The following is a 16,314-nucleotide window of genomic DNA, read 5'->3' as shown; positions in this document are numbered from 1 at the left end:
CCCCCGTCCGAGCAGTGTCCGCGCCGGTACGAACAGCCGCCCCACCGCCGCCACGGCCGTCGGACTCCGAACACGCGGGGAGTGCGGCGAGTAGGCCCGCGACCGCGAAGGCGGCCAGACGTCCGGAAGTCTTCACGCAGCCGATCATGACCCAGCCTGCAGGTGCCCCCCACCCCGCCACGCCGTGCGCATGACGCCGATGGCCGATGCCGGGTAGGGGACGACCTCGGCCACGGCTACCTGCACCCGTGAACCAGCCCGCATCCACCTGCCCGCCCGGGGCCGCGACGCCTCGTGGCGTAGGCAGGTGCGCACGCGCGCTTGAGTAGTGGTACTCAGGCGCGCGTGCTGCACCGTTTCGATACTGGCTACCGGACGAACGGGGGAAGTCGTGAGACGACGTCCGTCAAGACTTGCAGTGTGGGTTCCGGCCGGCTACTTGGCCGTGGTGGTCGGGCTGTTGGTCTGGGTGGACGTGCTCGTCCGGACGGGGGATGCCGGGTTCGCCGCTATCTGGCCGGTGCTGGCCACCGCACCGCTCAGCCTCCCGGCCATGGGGCTGATCGTGCCCGATCCCGAGTCGCTCGGGTCGCCGGAGGTCACGCCGCCCGTCCACGCGGGCCCCGTGCCGCCCGAGCCCCGGCCCGCGCCCCTGCCCGGGGAGACGCCCGAGCCCGTGCCCGTGGGGCCGCTCCCGACTGACTCGGGAGTGTACGACCTGCCCGGCGCCGACTGTCCGACATGTGGCTTGGGTTCGGGTTTTACGGTGTGATCCTGGCCTGCGCCCTGGTCAACGCCGCGGCGCTCCGGGCGCTGGTACGTGGCCTGACCGGTCTCCTCGCACGCCGTCGGCGGGCCCCCGGACAGGCACAGCCCTGACGTCACTTCCGGCTGTCATTGCGGATCTGCAGTTGGTTGTCACTGGGGGAGCCGTCAAGTGGACGGCTCTTATGACCGGCCTTTGGAGTAAGGCCTGGTGGTCCCTGCGACCTGGGCGTGTTCAGGTTGACTGGCTGGTGTGGGCCTTGGTGGGTCGCTGCCGGGTGGTCGGGGGCTGGCGGGTGGAGGGTGTCGTTGGTCAGTGCAATCTGGGCAGTGGTCATGCTTGTGACCTGGAGTTGTGCAGTTCGGTTGAGCGGCTTGGTGGTACCGGTGGCTCGTCGAGTCGGGCGTCGTCGGCCGTCTGGCCTGGGTGATTCTCGGTCTGGGGGCGTGGCTGTGCAGGTTGTTCGGTCGTTGCGCAGTTCCACTGGCTCTCGGGAATGTGGCCAAGGTGGGTGCCGGCCTCCGGCTGTGGTCAGGGCCAGGGGGGACTGGCGGACGGTGTTCACCGTCCGTCCGGGCCGCCGAGCGGCGCGGTGAACCGCGGCCGCCAGCCTTCCTCCGTCAGCACCACCAGCTGGACCGCAGCCGCCCGGGTGCGCAGAGGCAGCAGGCTGCCGACCACAGCGCGGACATGGGCGGAGGCTGTCGGGTTGTCTGCACCCATAGCGACCGTGACATGGGCGGCGGGCCGCGCCCCGAAGCGGCCTCTGTACGGGCGCAACCCGGGCCACCGGGCGCGGAACGCATCAACGATCGGTTGGAGTTCCGGAACGGTGACGGCGACGAAGCCGGACGCCGTCACGAGCTCCTCCAAGAGCAGATCAGCTGCCGGAAAACTCGCCGCCAGGGAACGCACGCCCATCTCGTCCTGACCTGTCAGCGCCGATTCCGGCACGAACGGGTAGAGGAGCGAGACGTGTGCCGGCACGCCATGACGCACCAGCGCCGGGTCGATACGCCACGCCGCATCGAGGAGCGGGGCGGCATCGGGCAACACAATGACGACGGCAGTGGTCCCTGGCTCTGGCACTTCATCATCATCGCAGGCCAGGTACGGGACCCGAGAATGTCAGACTGGGGTTGCGGCGTGGTTGGGAGTCTGGCCCAAGCTGCGTGACGTGGAGTCATGGAGCGTCAGGCCGGAAGGACGCGCGCCTGCCCGCCCGGCGAGCTTGCGCGCCGCCTGGTCGACACGACCTTGCGCGCCGAGACCGTGACCGGCCCGCCCGGTCCCGGTGCATGCCGCAGCGAGGCAGTTCGAGGCCCGTTGAGGCCTCACCCCGATGTCACCCTGAACCGCACCGCGCGCCGGCGCCCGGTCACCGGCGAGGCGGAGAAGGCCGCCCGCCGCGGCCTGGCCTCATGGAGACCGCGCGGGGGTCTCTGCAGCGCACCGTGCGTGCCGCGGCCGCGGCCGCCCGCGGCGACGTCGATTTCCTGGAGCGGCTCCGCGACGCGGGCCTGCGCGTACTCGAGCGCTTCGGAGAAGGCGGCGTGCTCGTGGGGTACGCCGTCGCGTTGCCCGGCGGCCGGGCCGACAGCGGCAGCCGCCTAGTCTGGTTCGCCGGTTCGCCGGTTCGACTCTCGCCTACGACCTGTCCCTGTCGCGGGTCCCGCGAGCACTTCGAGCCGGATCTCGTCCCGGCCGACTGGGCGCTGGTCGAGACGCGTATCCGGGAGGCGTCCGCACTATGGGCGGCGCCCGCGACCCGTGAGGTGCGCCTCCCACAGGACGGGTATCCGCCCCCACCGCCGCTCCCGGCACCGCACCCGCTGCTGGGTGCCGTGGTGCGGGACGTGGATGTCAAGGAGTTCTTGACAAGTCGGCTGCGTCAAGGTTTCCTTGACGCATGTTGATCTTGAAGTTGAAGGCCCGGCACCGGGACCTCTTTCCCGCCAACGCATCAATGGCCGCCGTGCTCCCGCTCGCGGTGAGTCTGCCGGCCGTGACGGTGATGTCCGGCGGCCGGTTCGGCACCTTCGCCACCGCCGCCCTGATCGTCGGGGGTCTCGCGCTCATCGCCTGCACGGCCGGTCTGTCCGCGCGGGCGGCGGCCCGCAGCTCCGCCGGGCAGGCGCGCCGCGACGAAGCAGTCCTCGACGCCCTCGAACCCCTTGCCGGACTGCGCCGATGAGCGGCGGACCACTGCTCCACCCGGCGGAGATGGACCGGATCCGGGAAGGGATCGCTGCAGCCGTCCTCGGCGCCCCCGAGGGGCTGGCCGACTCGCTCGAACACGACGCCCACGGGTACCTGCGCCTGCTGGACGCCTCGCGCGTCGGCGCCGAGGAGGCGAGTCGGCTGCTGCGCGAGGCCGTCCAGGCCGCCAGGGCCGCCGGCCACAGCTGGGACACGGTGGGCCGCGTCCTGGGAGTGAGCCGCCAGGCCGCCCAGCAGCGCTTCGCGGGCAAGGCCGCGGGAGCGGGTCCGTCGGCACCGCTCGCCGGGGGACCGGACGCCCCGAAGCGCCGCACCCTCGGCGGGCTGACCGCGTTCAACGAGATGGCCGCCCTGGAGGAGGCCGGCCGCGACGGCTGGCACATGGTCGGCTACGGCCCCTTCTTCCACGAGGTGGAGGCCTCCGGCCACCCCTGGGAGCACTGCCGGGTCACACTCCCCTCCGTCGCGCGGCACCGGCGGATGGAATCGGAAGGATGGATCCCGGTCGGCGCCGGATGGTTCCCGTGGCGGTACTACAAGCGGCCCGTCGACCCCGGCACCTGAAAGGTGCTGCAGAATGCTCCGCCCTTCCCGGTACGCAGGGGTGGAGCCCCGGCTGCAGGTCGGTGTCTGTCATGTCGACGGCGCCGCTCAAGGTTGGGCCTTCAGTGGGCCCAGTTTGGGGATCAATGTCTGGAGGAGCTGGGTCATCGCGGTGAAGGAGTCGCTGATCTCGGTGTCGGTCAGCGGCGTGGTCGGCTTGGCCTCGACGTCGCAGTCGAGATTACCGGCCCGGGCTTTCATTCCGATGGTGGGACTGTTCGAGGCGTGGTACCGGAAAGCCTTGTCCCCCAAGCCGGTGACCGTCTCCGGGTGCCCGTATAGGGCCTCCAGACTGCCTTCGAATCCCTCGATGGCCTTGTCCACGTCTCTCCAGGCGCTGCAGAGAACGGTGACCTTCACCAGGTCCGTGCCGCCGCGGGACATCGACTGGTCGCACATGGAGCCGGAGACCAGCTCCGGCTCCATGCCGGTGTTGTATCCGTCGCGTGCACCTTGGAGCTGGAACACGCTCGCGAACTCCTTGAAGTCGAGGTGTTCGCAGATGTATCTGGGAGGGGGGTAGTCGCCAGGCTTGACGGTCATCATGCCGCCGTGGGGCGGCGGCGGGCTCCCGGTCGGTATGGTCGACGAGTGGGAGCCCCCGGAGGCTATCGCCAACCGGATCAGCAGGCCGACAGCGACGAGTGAGGCCCCGATCAGCGCCCAGACCTTGCTACGGCTCGTACCTGACATGGCGTCCCTTCCCCTCGGATGTCTCAGGACACCCCCACGCTACCGAGAAGCACTGACAGAGCATCAGTGGGCGGTGCGTGGCTCGGAGGGCATACCTGCACACTGTCCACAAGACCGTTGCGGGCTGCCACGAAAGCCGCCCAGCAGGCCCGGTGGTGCGACGGGCAGCGCTCGCCCGTGCGTGTCCGTCGACCGGCCTCATGGGTGAGATAGCCGTCCTGGCGTCGGAGCCACAGCTGGCTGAGCGTCAGCTCCAGCAGGGGGAGCACAGTCACGGGTGCCTGTCGGGTGGACGCTTCCTCGGGATTGGTGGCCAGGACGTCGGTGACGATCCGCTCCGGCAGCCCTGGTTGAAAATGGAGACCCACGTCCCGGGCAGGGAGAGTGATGATGTCGCCAGGTCCTGCGGGTTCAAGGTGCCTGGAACGTTGAGGAGTCCTGCCGTTGCTGCTTTCACCCTCCGCCGGCGCCCGCAGCACCCCCGCCTGGATCAGCGAGGACTTGCCCGACCCCGACGGCCCGAGCAGCAACGTCAGCCGTCCCAGCCCCCGGTACGGGCATACCCCCCGCTCCGCCAGCTCCGGCAGGATCTCCCGCAGTACCTGCGTCGGAGTGACGGAAGCCACGTCCTCCTCCTCGGCGGCACGCCGCAGCTGGCCGGTGACCCACCCCTCTGCCCGGTCTCCGCACCCCTTACGTGGGGAAGGCCAGATGCACCACATCCTCGGGCCCGCCATGCGCGCAGGTGACCACGACCCCGTCGGCCACCACGAACCCCACCCCGGCCGCGCCTCCGTCCGGCCGAGGACCTGACCACGGCGCCGAGCAGGTCCGATGTGGTGCCGTCACCCGGTTGCCTCTCCGCGCTGCTCACCGGATCAGCCCGTACTCGTGCCTGCGTGAGGGTGATCGGATCTGTCGCTCTTCCAGGAAACGGTCACTTTCAGGTGGCAGCTGGCCTGGCTCTTGGTAATCACAACCCCGGCCTCGAATGCCGGGTCGACGCCGCACTCGACGGTGATCTGGTCGGGACGGGCCTTGCGTAGCTGGCCGAGGGTGGCGCGGGCGGCCTCGGTGACCGGCTCCAGGGCCCTTCCAGGGTCGCTGGCGGCTCGCGTACGGCGTCGCCGATGCGGCTTGCCTTCACCGGCCGTCCCACTCGGCCTGCTGCTCGACCAGAATGCAGCCCCCGCCGTCCAGCGGAATCCGGGTCAGAGGTGTCAACACGCCCCCGTCGGCTCTCGTGCTCGCACACCTGGGATCTTGGCCGGCATGCCTTCCACAGCCGCACGCTAGAGGAACGGCTAACCCGAAAGCCGTGCCTGCCCCAGTGCGACCCGCTTTCAGCGGCTGACGCCCCCGCCGGACCGGCATGACCCCTGAGGCGGGAGGCGGGAGGCGGGAGGCGGGGGCGGGGGCCTGGGGGCAGGGGCTACGCGGTACGGGCAGGGAAGGTGAAGGTGTAGCCCTGGGCCGAGAGCCATGGCAGGTAGCGGGTCAGCGCGGCGACGGTCTGTGAACGGTCGCCGCCTCCGTCGTGGAACAGCACGGTCGGCTGGGCGGGCAGCCCTTTCTCGACGGCCGAGAGGATGGAGGGCAGGCCGGGCCTGCTCCAGTCCTTGGGGTCGACGCTCCAGCCGAGGGGTCGCATCCCGCTTGCGGCTGCGATCTCGCGGCTCGCGGGGGTGAAGGCACCGCCCGGTGCCCTGTAGTAGTCGACGGAAACGCCAGGGGCCGCCTTCTCGATCATCTCCTTGGCCGCGAGGATCTGCTGGCTCTGGTAGGCGACGGACTTGTGATCCATCGTGACGTCGTGGTCCACGGAGTGGTCGCACAGCCGGTGTCCGGCGGCGGCGACCTGGCGGACCAGCTCCGGGTGAGCCTGCGCCTTGGTGCCGATCATGCAGAAGGTGGCCTTGACGTTGTTCCGCCGCAGCACTTCCAGCACCTGCGGGGTCCAGCGGGGGTCGGGGCCGTCGTCAATCGTGATGGCGATGTCGTGGCCGGCTCCCTGAGCGAGGCGGGATATCCCGACCGGCACCTGCGCGATCGCAGCGTGCGGCGCCTGCGGCCGCGCCTGGACGGATCCGGAGCGGGAAGCGGCCGGCGGCTGCCCCCCGGTGCCGCCGGTCGCGGCGAGCGCCGGTGTGCCGGCTGAGGCCAGCAGGCCCAGGACGGCTGCCGTCACGGCGAAGCGCGCCCGGCGGCGGCCTCCGGAGGTGGTGGTGCTCATGGATGCGCTCTTCCCTTGCCCTCGCGCTTCGGACTCTCGTTGCTCGTCCAGGCTAGGCGGCCGACGGTTTGACCCACTCGGTCGAGACGCCCTTTTTCGCCGCTTGGGGCTGTGATGGTAGTCACTCCGGCAGCGGGCGAAACGGCCGTCGTTCCCTTACGAGCGGCAGGGCGGGGCAGTAGCAGGAGGGGTGGGCGGCCCAGGTGGCCGCGCTGGCTCGCCGCCGGGACCTGCCCCGTGCTGTCTGGGGCGGTGACCTCGGCCGGAGCACCCACCATGGCGAACCGGCCCTTGTCGCTGCCATTGCCTGCGGCCGATATCGCGAAGTAGGACCGGCTCCACCACCGCAGTCGAAGGGCTGCTCGTGGCCCTCTCGGTCTCACTGCGGTCCGCGCTCGCGCCGGCCACGACCGTCCACATGCCCTCGTGCAGAACCGCACTGCGCACGGCGACGGTCCGCGCCGCGACGGAAACGGAGGCCGTGCGGGGCTGGTTGGGACGCTCGGCCTCCGGAGCGAGTGACCGCACCGCGATCGTCACGGCAGTGTCCGGATGCGTACCGTCCGCACGCAGCCACAGGTCCGCGAACATCTCGGCGACACGGCCGGACCGGCTGGGGTACGGGCCGTGTCTGTGGCGCGCGGGGGCGGGGGTGGCCTGGGCGACGGTGGCCCGCGGAACGGCGAAGGCGATGGCCAGTGCGAGCGGACCGGCCGTAAGGGCAGTCGAGATCCCGCCTCGGACCATGCGCGGCTCACGGGAGACAGTCCGGCCGACAGGCACGGTCTGTGGACGCTCTGCGCGCGGCCGCAGCCGCAGCCGCGGCCGCAGCCGCAGCCGCAGCCGCAGCGACTGCGGTTGCACGGCCGGGCGGCCGGGCGGCCAGCGGTACGGCGGCGGGGTGGGAGAGGGGTGTGGCCATGAGGACGTCTTCCGCCCTCGAACCCGTGCCGCGCCTATGCGGCTATCTCCTCACTGGGGAATGGCACCACGGACAGGTGCTGGTCATAGCTTCCCTGCTCCCACCGGGCGGCTGTGATCTCGTAGCCGTAGCCGTAGCCGTAGCCGTAGCCGTACCGTAGCCGTCGCGGTCTGCAGGGATACAGCAGGGACGGCGGGATGACGAGCACGACGGCGACCAGGCGCGGCCCTGCGGCCCCAGTGGTGGCCGCGCCCGGCTCCGCGGGGCCGACTCAAAGGTGCGCGAGCTCGGTGATCTGGTCGGGACAGCTTCGACCTCGTCGCGGACCGCGGGCAGGTGGAGTAGTTCGGCTGCACCCGGCAGGTGGGCGTGGTGGGATCGGCGCGGTGAAGGATCCCTTTGGCTGTGACGAACCGGCTCTCCTGCGTGCTCCGGGACCGCGGACCGGGCGGCGGCGCGCCGCGGTTGCTGCACGCGCCGCCGGCGCAAGAGATCTGGCGCTGCTGCTGGAAATACTCGGGCTGCTGCCCGACGCCGGCCCAGGGCCGTCGCGCCCACCGGGGTGGAAGGCTGATCCGCATGGGTGATCCGCAGGGCCCCGCCATGAGCGAGGTGAGGGTTTCGTGAGTAGTTGATCCAGATGATCACTGTTCGTCGGACCTCCCTCGCGTCGTGCTCCGTCCAACGCCGGGACCTGCGGCACCGTCACGGCCCGGCCAGCTGACCACGATGCGGCAGTCGGCCTTCTCGACGACGTCTCCGGGGGGAAGTGCAGAGTCGGGGGTGCCTGCGGGCATGACCGTCAACCGGGGCGTGACCCGGTCACGCAGTTCCCGGTCCCAGGTGTGGACTGCAGTGGCCATGGCGTCCACGGCAGCCTTGCCGTCCGACCCGAAGCCCTGCACTCCGAACTCCCACGTGGACGTACCGGTGGCCTCGTCGTGCTGGCGTCGCTCCACCATCAAGCAGGCCAGAGAGCGCCCGAGGACGATGGCTTCGGCACCCGACCGTTTCGGCAGCCGTACCGGGCCGGAGCGGTCCGGGTCCCCGGTCATCCGGCAGAAGCCGCTCAGGGAGGAGGCCAGCCACAGCTGCAGGTCTTCGAACGACTCGCCGCCTCCCACCGTCACCCCGGTCCACAGCTCCACCCCGCCTGCGGCGAGAGCACGGTCCAGGCCGTCCAACGCCGCCGGCCGGGTGTCCTCCCAGCGGATCCCGTAGCCGGAGTCCCCGATGGGGACCGGAGTGTCGTCCCACCGGCCGGCACCCTGCATCGGCACGAACCCGCACGGGCTGATTTCCGTGGACACCAGCACCGAGTCCTCCTTGCGGAGTCCGACGGCCCGGGTGAAACCGCCGATCCGCAGAGGCACCACCAGGCGCCCCCCTTCTGCCAGCTGGTTGGTCCAACGCCAAGGCAGGCCGTTCGAGGCGACCGTGACGACGATGGCGTCGAAACCGGGCTCCGGGATCAGGTACCCGGGGGCTCCGTGGTTGCCGTCGCCGAGGACGGGCCGGACTCGGTCCGCATACCCGGTCTCGGCCAGGAAGCGCTCTGTGCGGGTGTGCACGTACGGGTCGATCTCCATGCACACCACCGACCCGGACGGGCCGACGAGCTCGGCGATGAGGCACGCGTTGTAGCCGCCACCTCCGATCTCCAGCACGTTCCCGCCCGGCCGGAGGTCGGCCCGGCGCAGCATGGTCGCTTGCATCTCGGGCTGGGACACCGAACTCATCGACTGCCCGGTGTCCTCGTCGAACACCGTGGCCACCGCCTCGTTGACGTACGCCCGCGCAAGCGGCTGCTCGGGCAGGAAGGCATGACGGGGCACCGTCGTGAACGCCCGCCGCAGCTCGGGGGTGTCGGTCCACCCGGCTTCCGTGAGGTCCCGGACCAGCTGCTCGCGGAGACGGACCGCCGTCGCCGGTTCTGTGAACGTCATCGGCACGTTTCCGGCGGGCCTGGGCGTGTGGTGCGCGGGCGGGACCTCGGGCAGAAGGCCGGGCCACACCACGTTCAGGGCTTGGGCGGAAGCGGTGAAGAGCGGTTGCGGGAGATTTCGCAAGGTGGGAGGGGTGTGCCACTCCCACCGGCTGATCAACTCCGGTTCCCGTGCCGTGGGCTGGCCGGTGTAGTCAGTGATGCGGGCGATCTCGGTGATGCGGGTGAAGCCGTGGGTGGCGTCGCACAACGTCCCCAGCAGGAGCACGGACTCCGACCGGGCGTGCAGACCGGCTTCTTCGGCGAGTTCGCGTACCGCGGTGGCCTCGAACGCCTCGCCCGGCTCCACCTTCCCCGCGGGAAGTTCCCACACGCTGCGGGACGGGTTCCAGCCGAGGAGTACCTGCCCGCGGTTGTTGGTGACGACGACCGCGACACCGGCCATCGCTGCTGGCTTCGGGGTCCGCTTCTCGCTGTAGGCGACGGGGTCGGTCTTGGGCCCGCGCAGCAGTAGGACGGTGGAGTCGTCGGCCTCGATGCGCTCGGCGTGCTGCCAGCCGTCGGCGAGGAGGTCGATCTCGGTGTCGTCCAGGCAGATCCCGCGCAGCTCCGCCGTGTGCCGGTCGGCGTGCGGGGTGATCACGCACAGCGTGCCGTCCTCGTCGAGCATGGCGGCGAGTTCGGCGACCGTACGGGTGCGGTCGGGCAGGTGGGCAAGGGCCCGGCGCATGGTGATGAGCCGGTAGCCGCCGTTGGACGGGGAGAGGGACGAGAGGTCCCCGCTGGTGATGTCGAGCTGGTGGTAGGTGACCTGGTCCGAGGCCGCCGCGGTGGCCCGCCCGACGGCGGAGCGGGCCCAGTCCACCGCGTCGACCCGGTACCCGGCCGCGGCGAGGAAGCGGGCGAGCTCGCCGGTCCCGCAGGCCACGTCCAAGGCCCTGGCGTCCGAACCGTCCCCCGTCAGGGCCAGGTGCTCGGTGAGGATGACCTTCTCAGTGTCGGTCAGTGGTCGGAAGTCGCGGCCGGCCTCGTAGTGGGCGTGCCAGTCGAGCGCGGTGTGTGTGGTGCTCATGTGGTGAGTGCTCGCTTTCGTCGGGTTGCTCAGGAACGGTCGGCGGGGTGCAGGGACGCGGGTCCAATACAGCGCGGTCGGCCGGCCGCTCATCAGTGCCCAGTAGCGGTCGCCGAAGGACCAGTGCCACCACTCCGTGCCGTAGTTGACGAGCCCTGCGGCCGTGAGCGCGCCGCTCAAGGTGGCGCGGTGCAACCGGGCTTGGCGGGGGAGGCCGTCGGCGAGGGTGCAGCAAGCACCCGCGCTTTCCTCCGGGCTGGCGTTGACACGGGTGCCCATGTCCAGCTCGGTGCCGTCCGCGTCGACGAGGGTCAGGTCGACGGCAGCGCCAGCGCTGTGTGGGGCGATCTCCGGCGGTGACACGTACCGGCTCGCCTGCGCCCTCAGCTCCTCCGCGCTCCAGTCGGCATTGGCGGCGCGCAGCTCGGCCGCGTACTCCTCGAAGTACCGCTGCTGCAGCGCCGGCGGCCGGAACCCCTCGACGACGAGCAGACGCAAGCCGTCGGGCAGAAGCGACTGGGCGTGGAGCAGCCGGGCCAGGACTCCGGAACGGAGACAGGCGAAGGCGCACGCCGGATCGGAGCGGCGGCCATCGAGGAGCAGATCTCCGCCGGCGCGGGCATCGGCGAGGGGCTCGCCGTTGTCGGCTACCGGGATCGCAGCGACCCGCGGGTCGGACATCAGGACGATGCTCATTCAGACCTCCCAGTCCCAGGTGTCGAAGTACGTAGGGATCCCGGCGCGGCGGGCGGCCACTACGGCCTCGAGCCGTGCGTGGTCCCGTCCCGGCATCAGGTCCCGCCACTCGGGCACGGTCAGGGCGCGGACCTGGTCGTGCTCGTCCGGGTCCAGCACGATCGCGGCGAGCTCTCCGGACGAGAGCCGGCCGCCGTCGAAGACGAACCCGGCGGTGGCCGGCGGCCAGTCCTTGCCTAGCCCGAACACCGTGGCCAGGAGCCTCGGAGGTCCCGGCAGGTGGAATCCGGTCTCCTCCCGGCACTCGCGTACGGGGGTCTCCCAGGGGCGCTCGCCGTGCTCGGCCACGCCGCCCGGCCACTGCCACGGGTGGACTTCGGGGTCGGCAGGACGGCGTGGACCAGGCCGAGGGCGCAGGTGGCGAGCCCGCCGGTGGGGAGTCGACGACGTACGCGCGGGCGTCACCACCGTCCTGGAGGCGTAAGGCGATCTGGTCGGCGCACGTGGTGAGCCAGGCTTCGTCGAGGGGTTCGGTGAGGATGTTCGCCGAGCGCAGGCGGGCGATCTCGGCGGCATCGGCAGGGGTGGCGAGGCGGGGTTCGGGCACGGGGGTTTCCTTCCTCCAGGGGCCCGTGGGCCAATGGATTACGGGTGGTGGGCGGTGTAGAGGCGGCGCAGGGTGCGGTGGCCGCGTTCGGTTACCTCCGGGTCGTCGTGGCTGGTGCCGTAGGCGATACCGGAGACGGCGTCGAAGGCGGCCTCGCAGTCCAGGCGAAGCTCCTCGGCGGGGGTGAGCGGTCTGCCATGGCCGTCAAGGAACGCGGCGCGCAGGTGCTGGCGGCGCTTGGAGTGCCGGTCGGCGAGCGCACCGGCGGGCAGCGCCAGCAGCGCGGGCGGGAGCTGTCCCAGGAACACCAACCAGGCGACCTGTCCGGTGGTGGCGTCCAGCTCGAGCACGGCCAGCACGGGGAGTGCCATCGCGGTGATGGAGCTCCCGGCCACGCCGGCGGTCTGGCCGGTCAGGTAGCGCCGGAAGTCGCGGTGCCGCCACAACGCCCCGGGCGCGGTGGCGGAGTCAGGTGAGGCGGTCACGGAGCACCTCCTCGGCCTCGTGCAGACGCTCGGTGAGCCCCCTCACGGCTGCGTGCCGGTCCCGCCCGTACCTCTCGAGCTCGGGGGTGACCGCGGCCGGATTGTCGAAGGGTTCGGACAGGGGGTAGACCGAGCAGGCCATGTAGCCGGCCGCCACCCGGGGCAAGGCGAGCAGGTCCTCCACCGGGAGCCCGGGGTTCGCCTCTCGGTAGGCCGCGACCGCCTCGCACAGGCCGACGGGCCAGTCAGGGCCGGCGAGCACCGTGCGCGGATCGAGGACGATCCGGCCCAGCTCCCACGCAGCACTGCGGTGACAGGGCGGACGGAAGTCGATCAGGGCCGCCACCTCCTGCTCGCGCAGCAGCACATTGGGGGAAGCCAGATCCCCGTGCACGATCTGAGCCGTCAACATAGGAGGCAGGCCGCTGAGCATGGCCGCTACGCGGGGCAACGCGGCGAATCGCTCCTCCGCGGCCTGGCGCGCCCACGCGGCGAACTTCCCGCCTGCGGCTCCTCCCTCGTACTGGGCGAGCAGCCGCTCCATGCGCTGACGCCCCCGCGCGACATCGCAGACCTCGCTTGCCGGAACCGGCCGCGGGGGCCCGGCTGGATGCTGGGCCAGGGCCCGGTGCAGCTGACCCACAGCCCTTCCGACCGCTGTCCACCTGCAGCCGTGCAGGCCGTCTTCGGCGGTGTGCGCGCCATCTACGTACTCGGAGACAGAAACCGCCGTACCTTCGGCAGTCACGATGAGCTCGCCATCCCGTGACCGTCGTACCGCTGGCACCGGAACCCCACTACTGCGTGCGAACTCGCCCAGCCGCAGCGCCTCCTGCTCGCCCTGGAGGTCCATGCCCGGCGGATAGGCCTTGACGAACCAGCGTCGGCCGTCGTGCTCCTCGGCCAGGTAGTTGCGCGTCGCCGTACCTCGCGGACCGTGGATGACCGACGTAGGGACGATCCGGTAGCAGCGCGGCAGGATGTCTGCCACGACCTTCACCTCGTTCACGGGTGATCCTCCCGCATCAGCAGGTCCAGGGTCCGTCGGCCGCGGGCAGTGACGAACGGATCGTCGTTGTCGGGACCCCACGCGAGGCAACTGGCAGCGTCCAGCGCGGTCAGGCAGCGCAGTGCGTACTGCTCGTCTTTGGTCAGCTGACGGCCGAAGCCAAGGAAGAACACCTGCATCCGGTCGGGGTGGCCGAACCAATGGCCTGCGGCGAGGTTGACGAGGTCCTGAACGGTCGGCGCCGGGCGGGACCGCTCAAAGTCAACCAGCGCAAGGCGGCGGTCTACTCGCGACCACAGCCAGTTTCGCGGCTGATTGTCACCGTGGATAAAACCGACCGGCACCCGGCCGACACCACGGAGCCGCTCCGCATAGTCGCGGACCAGCTGCTGCTCGTCGGGGCTGATCCGGTCCCCGGCCCGGGCCAGATGCTTCTCCGCACCATCGGCCACGGCGGAGAACGCCGCCTCTGCGGCCGCACGCGCCTCCCCCTTGACATCTCCGGCCTGGTGGAGACGCGCGATGATTACTCCAGCCTGCCGGTGTACGGCCCGCTGCTCACCCGTGGTCATGTTCAATCCCTTGACCGGGGTGCCAGGTACGGCGGTGAGCAGGAGTGCGAGTTCTCCGGCATGGCTGTCGACCAGCTGGGGTGCCCGGCCGTGCCCGAGTGCGGGAACTGCGGACTGGTAGGCCAGGCTCTCCCGGGTGAAGGCCGTCTCGCTCGGCGACACCTTCAGGTAGAAGCGGACACCGTTGCCGCACCCCAGCTCCCACACTCGGGAGGACGGCCGGTCGTGCGAGGCGTTCCGTGCGGTCACGGTCGGTCCGAGGCGTTGCTCTGCCCACCTCTTCAACCCGGCGGGGAGGGTCTTCGGCTCGCTCACGCCCCGCACCCCGCAGGACGATGCGGGGTGGGCATGGCCACCGCTCGGTGGCTGTCGCCCACGGCTGAGGTCTGGGTTGTGGCCATCATGCGAGGTCCCCGGCGGGCAGCGTGTCGTGGGCGCCAGCGGGCTGGGCCGGGATGGGGGCGTCGAAGGCGCCGGCCTGGACGAGGTAGGCGTCGCGGAAGTCCCCGGTGCCGGTCTTCTCGTCCATCAGCTCGGTGAAGGTGCCCGACTCCGCGACCCGGCCCTCCTTCAGGACGTGGATGAGGTCCGCGTGACGTACGGAGTGCAGGCGGTGGGTGATGAGCACGATCGTCTGACCCGTGGTGGCGGCCAAGGCCCGGATCTGGTCGAAGACCCGCTGCTCGGCGACCGCGTCCAGCGCGCTGGTGGGCTCGTCCACGATCAGGATCTCGGCCTGCCGGTACTTCGCGCGGGCGATCCCGACCCGCTGCCACTGCCCGCCGGAGATCTGGTGCCCGCCCCGGTAGCCGCGCGCCAGCAGCGTGCCGAGCCCACGAGGCAGGCCGGCCAGGACCTCGTCGGCCCCGGAATAGGCGGCCGCCTCCTCCACCGCCCGGTCGTCGATCGGCCGACCGGGCTGGCCGATGCCCACGTTGACGCGGAAGGTGAAGGGCCAGTGGAAGAAGTTCTGCGACATCAGCGCGACCCGCGAGAACACCTGCCCGCGGTCCGCCTTTCGGGCATCGACGTCATCCCACCAGATCGTCCCGCCGTCCCCGTCCGGCAGGTACAGCCCGGACAGCAGCTTGACCATGGTGGACTTTCCGGAGCCGTTCTCACCCACCAGGGCGATGATCTTTCCCATGGGGAAGGAGAGGCTGACCTCCCGCAGCGTGGGCTTCGGCTCTTCGCCGCTGCTGCCTGGGTAGGTGAAAGTGACCTTCTCGAACCGGACCTCCCGCAGCCGCTCGGGCAGCGGCTCCCCGCCTGCCGGGATGGCCCGGGCCTCGGCCTCGCGGCACAGCCGCTCATAGTCGGCGACGAACAGCGACTCCTGGTGCAGGTCGGTGATCTGCAGCACCAGGGAGTCCAGGCTGGAGGCGCCCGTACGGATCGCCAGCACGGCCGTTCCCGCCACCGCGAGCTCCATCGCCCCGCCCCACAGCAGCAGCCCGAGAGCCCCGTAGGTGAGCAGGGTGGCGACGCCGCCGGCGCCGTCGGCGATCAGCCCGATCCGCGCGGCCCGCCGGGCCAGCCGGGTCTGCTCGCGCTCGCTGGTCTCGGCCATGTTCCGGAAGTGGCCGAGGGGGAACGGGCCGACCTCGTGGACGCGGACCTCGGCAGCCGCCTCCTGCCGCCCCGTAGCGGGCGGCGTCCAGGAGCCGGTGGAACTCGTCGTCCTCGACGGCCGCGAGCTCGACCCGGTGCACCAGGCCCAGGTAGCGCTCCGTTGCCACCCGCTGCACCTTCGGCTCGAGTGTGCCGGTGGCCGCCGTGGACGCGGACCGCAGAAGCGATCCGAGCAGTCCCACCACGGCCACGACGGCGAGCGCGGGGACTGCCCGGGCGAGCCGCTCGTTGGTGGTGCCCTCGGTGAGGAGGTGCCCGAGTACTCCGTTGACCGCGACCAGGCCCACGGCCTGGGTGATACCGCGGCCGAACTCGGAGCCGAGAACGATCCGCAGGGCACGGGCGTCGGCGAGGTGCGCGAGCCGGACACCCGTGCCGACCAGCCGCGGCAGACCCCGCGCCATCGTCCACAGGCCCAGCTTCAGCCACGCGCCCTCGTGCCGGTCCCAGCCGATGTCGTACGCCAACTCCCCGCCGAACAGAAGTCGCTCCGAGTCCGAGACCCCGGGTGTCTTGGCCCCTCCCAGGTCGTCGCTCGCGTCTGTCATTCCCCCACCCCATATCCGGTCGTGATGAGCGGCGGGCGCGGGCCGCGGGGGCGTCAACCTGGCGCCTGGGCGCTGGGGCGGCACGGACGGATTCCTGGGGGCGTTCGAACGCGGCCGGGTCCTGGATGGGGCAGGGCAGGGCAATCACGGCTTCCTCCGGATGAGCGCGTGAGGGGCACTGGTGCTCTAAGAACGGCCCCCGGAGAGGCCCGTAACGGGTGCTTCAGGGGCAGATTCGGAACGCATGTTCTAAGTCGGGGCTATGGCCAAGTGGCCCTTGGGTCCTTGGCGCTGGGGGTGACTCGAATAGG

Annotated in this window: 12 protein-coding genes and 2 pseudogenes; 2 read left to right on the top strand and 12 right to left on the bottom strand. The window is 71.1% G+C overall.

Features of this window, described 5'->3' with window-relative positions:
- Positions 1-1,327: 1,327 nt before the first annotated feature.
- Positions 1,328-1,822: a 2'-5' RNA ligase family protein gene (locus tag AB0D48_RS23300; protein WP_362400040.1), complete on the bottom strand. Its 495-nt coding sequence runs from the start codon at positions 1,820-1,822 to the stop codon at positions 1,328-1,330.
- A gap of 853 nt (positions 1,823-2,675) precedes the next feature.
- Between AB0D48_RS23300 and AB0D48_RS23295 the strand changes: the two genes are divergently transcribed.
- Both AB0D48_RS23295 and AB0D48_RS23290 read left to right on the top strand, forming a co-directional pair.
- On the top strand, positions 2,676-2,960 hold the full coding sequence (locus tag AB0D48_RS23295) for a hypothetical protein (protein ID WP_362400037.1): 285 nt from the start codon (positions 2,676-2,678) through the stop codon (positions 2,958-2,960).
- Entirely contained in the window at positions 2,957-3,550 is a 594-nt protein-coding gene (locus tag AB0D48_RS23290) for a hypothetical protein (protein ID WP_362400034.1), read from the top strand. The genes AB0D48_RS23295 and AB0D48_RS23290 overlap by 4 nt, the downstream gene beginning before the upstream one ends.
- A gap of 87 nt (positions 3,551-3,637) precedes the next feature.
- On the opposite strand, the gene AB0D48_RS23285 is transcribed toward AB0D48_RS23290, so the two are convergent.
- From AB0D48_RS23285 to AB0D48_RS23235, 11 genes and pseudogenes are all read right to left on the bottom strand, one after another.
- Positions 3,638-4,282 (bottom strand): hypothetical protein, encoded by a 645-nt coding sequence (locus tag AB0D48_RS23285; protein ID WP_362400031.1) that lies wholly within the window; start codon positions 4,280-4,282, stop codon positions 3,638-3,640.
- A 23-nt stretch (positions 4,283-4,305) separates the two neighbouring features.
- Complete coding sequence (locus AB0D48_RS23280) at positions 4,306-5,004, bottom strand: hypothetical protein (protein ID WP_362400144.1); 699 nt, start codon at positions 5,002-5,004, stop codon at positions 4,306-4,308.
- A 156-nt stretch (positions 5,005-5,160) separates the two neighbouring features.
- Entirely contained in the window at positions 5,161-5,370 is a 210-nt protein-coding gene (locus AB0D48_RS23275; protein WP_362400141.1) for a CU044_2847 family protein, read from the bottom strand.
- 344 nt (positions 5,371-5,714) lie between these two features.
- Positions 5,715-6,515 carry a polysaccharide deacetylase family protein gene (locus tag AB0D48_RS23270; RefSeq protein WP_362400028.1) on the bottom strand — a complete coding sequence of 267 codons (801 nt, stop codon included), beginning with the start codon at positions 6,513-6,515 and terminating at the stop codon, positions 5,715-5,717.
- Between the two features lie 1,566 nt (positions 6,516-8,081).
- The gene (gene fxlM / locus AB0D48_RS23265; protein WP_362400138.1) at positions 8,082-10,454 is read right to left on the bottom strand and encodes a methyltransferase, FxLD system; all 2,373 of its coding nucleotides are present in this window, start codon (positions 10,452-10,454) and stop codon (positions 8,082-8,084) included.
- 66 nt (positions 10,455-10,520) lie between these two features.
- Positions 10,521-11,150, bottom strand: a pseudogene (locus tag AB0D48_RS23260) (M15 family metallopeptidase); the annotation flags it as partial.
- Positions 11,151-11,498, bottom strand: coding sequence for an NUDIX hydrolase (locus tag AB0D48_RS23255; RefSeq protein ID WP_362400025.1), 348 nt, complete (start codon positions 11,496-11,498; stop codon positions 11,151-11,153).
- A gap of 297 nt (positions 11,499-11,795) precedes the next feature.
- Complete coding sequence (locus tag AB0D48_RS23250; RefSeq protein WP_362400022.1) at positions 11,796-12,242, bottom strand: hypothetical protein; 447 nt, start codon at positions 12,240-12,242, stop codon at positions 11,796-11,798.
- Positions 12,226-13,251: a phosphotransferase gene (locus tag AB0D48_RS23245; RefSeq protein ID WP_362400019.1), complete on the bottom strand. Its 1,026-nt coding sequence runs from the start codon at positions 13,249-13,251 to the stop codon at positions 12,226-12,228. Before AB0D48_RS23245 ends, AB0D48_RS23250 begins: the two co-directional genes overlap by 17 nt.
- The gene (locus AB0D48_RS23240) at positions 13,248-14,138 is read right to left on the bottom strand and encodes an aminoglycoside phosphotransferase family protein (RefSeq protein ID WP_362400016.1); all 891 of its coding nucleotides are present in this window, start codon (positions 14,136-14,138) and stop codon (positions 13,248-13,250) included. The genes AB0D48_RS23245 and AB0D48_RS23240 overlap by 4 nt, the downstream gene beginning before the upstream one ends.
- A gap of 85 nt (positions 14,139-14,223) precedes the next feature.
- Positions 14,224-16,003: pseudogene (locus AB0D48_RS23235) on the bottom strand (ABC transporter ATP-binding protein).
- Between the last annotated feature and the right edge of the window lie 311 nt (positions 16,004-16,314).

Origin of the sequence: Streptomyces sp. NPDC048269 (genome assembly GCF_040652395.1) — a bacterium.
Taxonomy (GTDB): domain Bacteria; phylum Actinomycetota; class Actinomycetes; order Streptomycetales; family Streptomycetaceae; genus Streptomyces.
Note: the sequence above shows the minus strand (reverse complement) of the source record. Positions and strands in the feature narration are given on the sequence as shown.